General features: G+C 45.0%; 2 tRNA genes and 2 rRNA genes (1 of these 4 running past the window's edge). All 4 read right to left on the bottom strand.

Features of this window, described 5'->3' with window-relative positions:
• Window positions 1-670: ribosomal RNA gene (locus AC23MC_RS16330) — 23S ribosomal RNA — on the bottom strand (it extends 2,217 nt beyond the left edge of the window).
• A 220-nt stretch (window positions 671-890) separates the two neighbouring features.
• A tRNA-Ala gene (locus tag AC23MC_RS16335) sits at window positions 891-964 on the bottom strand.
• 88 nt (window positions 965-1,052) lie between these two features.
• Window positions 1,053-1,126: transfer RNA gene (locus AC23MC_RS16340), tRNA-Ile, on the bottom strand.
• A 97-nt stretch (window positions 1,127-1,223) separates the two neighbouring features.
• Window positions 1,224-2,739, bottom strand: a 16S ribosomal RNA gene (locus tag AC23MC_RS16345).
• Together the 16S and 23S rRNA genes with 2 tRNA genes alongside form the textbook arrangement of a ribosomal RNA operon.
• Window positions 2,740-3,474 lie beyond the last annotated feature (735 nt).

Here is a 3,474-nt window from a genome sequence, read left to right on the forward strand (position 1 = left end):
CAGACTCGCTTTCGCTACGGATCCGTGACTTAATCACTTAACCTTGCCAGCAACGTTAACTCGTAGGCTCATTATGCAAAAGGCACGCCGTCACCCAACTTGTGGGCTCCGACCGCTTGTAAGCGTATGGTTTCAGGATCTATTTCACTCCGTTATTCACGGTTCTTTTCACCTTTCCCTCACGGTACTGGTTCACTATCGGTCTCTCAGGAGTATTTAGCCTTAGCGGATGGTCCCGCCAAATTCAGACAGGGTTTCACGTGCCCCGCCCTACTCAGGATACCACTATCCTTATCTTCTCTTACTTATACGGGACTATCACCCTGTATCGTCTACCTTTCCAGGTAGTTCTAATTCAATCCGCAAGAAATGTCGTGGTCCTACAACCCCAATAATGCCGTAACATCATTGGTTTGGGCTAATCCGCGTTCGCTCGCCACTACTTACGGAATCACTTTTGTTTTCTTCTCCTCCGCCTACTTAGATGTTTCAGTTCAGCGGGTTTGCTCACCTATCGGTGTGACATGTCTTCAACATGCCGGGTTGCCCCATTCGGGTATCTACGGATTAATTCGTGTGTGCCAATCCCCGTAGCTTTTCGCAGCTTATCACGCCCTTCTTCGCCTCTGAGAGCCTAGGCATCCCCCATACGCCCTTATTTTGCTTATGTGCCGTCTCGTTGTTTTCACAATAAGACCTTGTACAAACGTAACAGTGTTACGTCTCTACGTTTTCTTATAAAACCGTAATGAATTACGATTCTACGTATTTTCTACTTTTTAAATGTTTTATCTCAATATGTCAATGAACTTTTGTTTCGTATTAAGACTAGTGTATTAAGTAGTAAGACAAATCTTAATACTTGATACTATCGTCTTGATACTATCTTGTGGAGAATATCGGAGTCGAACCGATGACCTCCTGCGTGCAAGGCAGGCGCTCTAGCCAGCTGAGCTAATCCCCCGTCTTTTAGTTGTCAGTTAACAGTTATTAGTTAACAGTACTTATAACGGCTCACTCAACCCCTAGAATTTCCTTTAAGCATAAAATAGTAGTCCCGCCCAGACTCGAACTGGGGACCCCTACATTATCAGTGTAGTACTCTAACCAGCTGAGCTACGAGACTCTGTATTTTTGCTTAATTGTATTATTTGAATTAACAGCGAGAGTAAAATCAATCTATTGATTATTTTCTTTTACCCAGAAACTTCTTGTGTCTCTAGAAAGGAGGTGTTCCAGCCGCACCTTCCGGTACGGCTACCTTGTTACGACTTAGCCCCAGTTACCAGTTTTACCCTAGGCAGCTCCTTGCGGTCACCGACTTCAGGTACCCCCAGCTTCCATGGCTTGACGGGCGGTGTGTACAAGGCCCGGGAACGTATTCACCGGATCATGGCTGATATCCGATTACTAGCGATTCCAGCTTCACGGAGTCGAGTTGCAGACTCCGATCCGAACTGAGATAGGTTTTGTAGATTCGCTCCAACTTGCGTTGTGGCTGCTCTCTGTACCTACCATTGTAGCACGTGTGTAGCCCAAGGCGTAAGGGCCGTGATGATTTGACGTCATCCCCACCTTCCTCACAGTTTGCACTGGCAGTCTCGTTAGAGTTCCCGACATGACTCGCTGGCAACTAACAACAGGGGTTGCGCTCGTTATAGGACTTAACCTGACACCTCACGGCACGAGCTGACGACAACCATGCAGCACCTTGTAAATTGTCCGAAGAAAAAACAGTTTCCTGTCCTGTCAATCTACATTTAAGCCTTGGTAAGGTTCCTCGCGTATCATCGAATTAAACCACATGCTCCACCGCTTGTGCGGGCCCCCGTCAATTCCTTTGAGTTTCAAACTTGCGTTCGTACTCCCCAGGTGGGATACTTATCACTTTCGCTTAGCCACTGAGATTGCTCCCAACAGCTAGTATCCATCGTTTACGGCGTGGACTACCAGGGTATCTAATCCTGTTCGCTACCCACGCTTTCGTCCATCAGCGTCAATATATTGTTAGTAACCTGCCTTCGCAATTGGTATTCCATGTAATATCTAAGCATTTCACCGCTACACTACATATTCTAGTTACTTCACAATAATTCAAGCCCTACAGTATCAATGGCAGTTTCCTAGTTGAGCTAGGAGATTTCACCACTGACTTATAAGGCCGCCTACGGACCCTTTAAACCCAATGATTCCGGATAACGCTTGGATCCTCCGTATTACCGCGGCTGCTGGCACGGAGTTAGCCGATCCTTATTCTTACGGTACCGTCAAGTCACTACACGTAGTGGTGTTTCTTCCCGTATAAAAGCAGTTTACAATCCATAGGACCGTCTTCCTGCACGCGGCATGGCTGGGTCAGAGTTGCCTCCATTGCCCAATATTCCTCACTGCTGCCTCCCGTAGGAGTCTGGTCCGTGTCTCAGTACCAGTGTGGGGGATCTCCCTCTCAGGACCCCTACCCATCATCGTCTTGGTAAGCCGTTACCTTACCAACTAACTAATGGGACGCATGCTCATCTTGTACCGATAAATCTTTAATAATAGGTCGATGCCGACCCAATATACTATGAGGCATTAATCCAAATTTCTCTGGGCTATTCCTCTGTACAAGGTAGATTGCATACGCGTTACGCACCCGTGCGCCGGTCTCAAAGGAGCAAGCTCCTTCTACCCCTCGACTTGCATGTGTTAGGCCTGCCGCTAGCGTTCATCCTGAGCCAGGATCAAACTCTTCATCGTATATTTTTCGAGCTAATTGCTTAGCTACATTTTTTTAGACGAAGTTTACTAGGTATATTCTTTAATCTTTCGATTAACCTTACTCTCTCTTTTTTTTCGATTAAACATTACTGTCTAATCGTGCTGTCAATTCAATATGTCTATGAACGTGTCTTCTTGTTTTCTTCTATAACCCTACGATTAAAATCGTAGGCTAGTCATCTAAGCGGGTGCAAAAGTACAACTTCTTTTTGATTAGGCAAGCTTTTCGAAAAAAAAATTTATTTTTCTTTTTTTTTGCTTTTTCTAATCCCAGTTTTGTCGCTTGCGGGAGGCAAAGATACTACTCTTTTTTCTCTCCCACCAAATCTTTTTACAGATTTTTTTTAACTTCAATTTTCTCTAGAACGTCGCTCTGAATGCGGGTGCAAAAGTAGTACTCTTTTTGGGCTTTCCAAATCTTTTTTAAACTCTTTTTGAATCTTTTTTTTAACTCGCTGGTTGTGAGATGGAAATGGATGAAAGTTTTTTTGTTTCAAGTTTCAGGTTTCAAGTTTTGCCCGCCAAGGCGGGAGATTGCTTCGCCAGTTCGCTATCGCTCGTGTCTTATTTCGACTTCGTCTTCTTGCGGAATGACAAAACTGACACTGCGACTGATGACTGAAAACTTTTTCTCACTGAAAGCACGGAAAACACAGAAAGGGATTGCTACGCAATGGTTGATTGCCACAAAGAAAGTAAGGCACGAAGCTTTTG

Source organism: Flavobacterium sp. T50_26, from assembly GCF_057652995.1.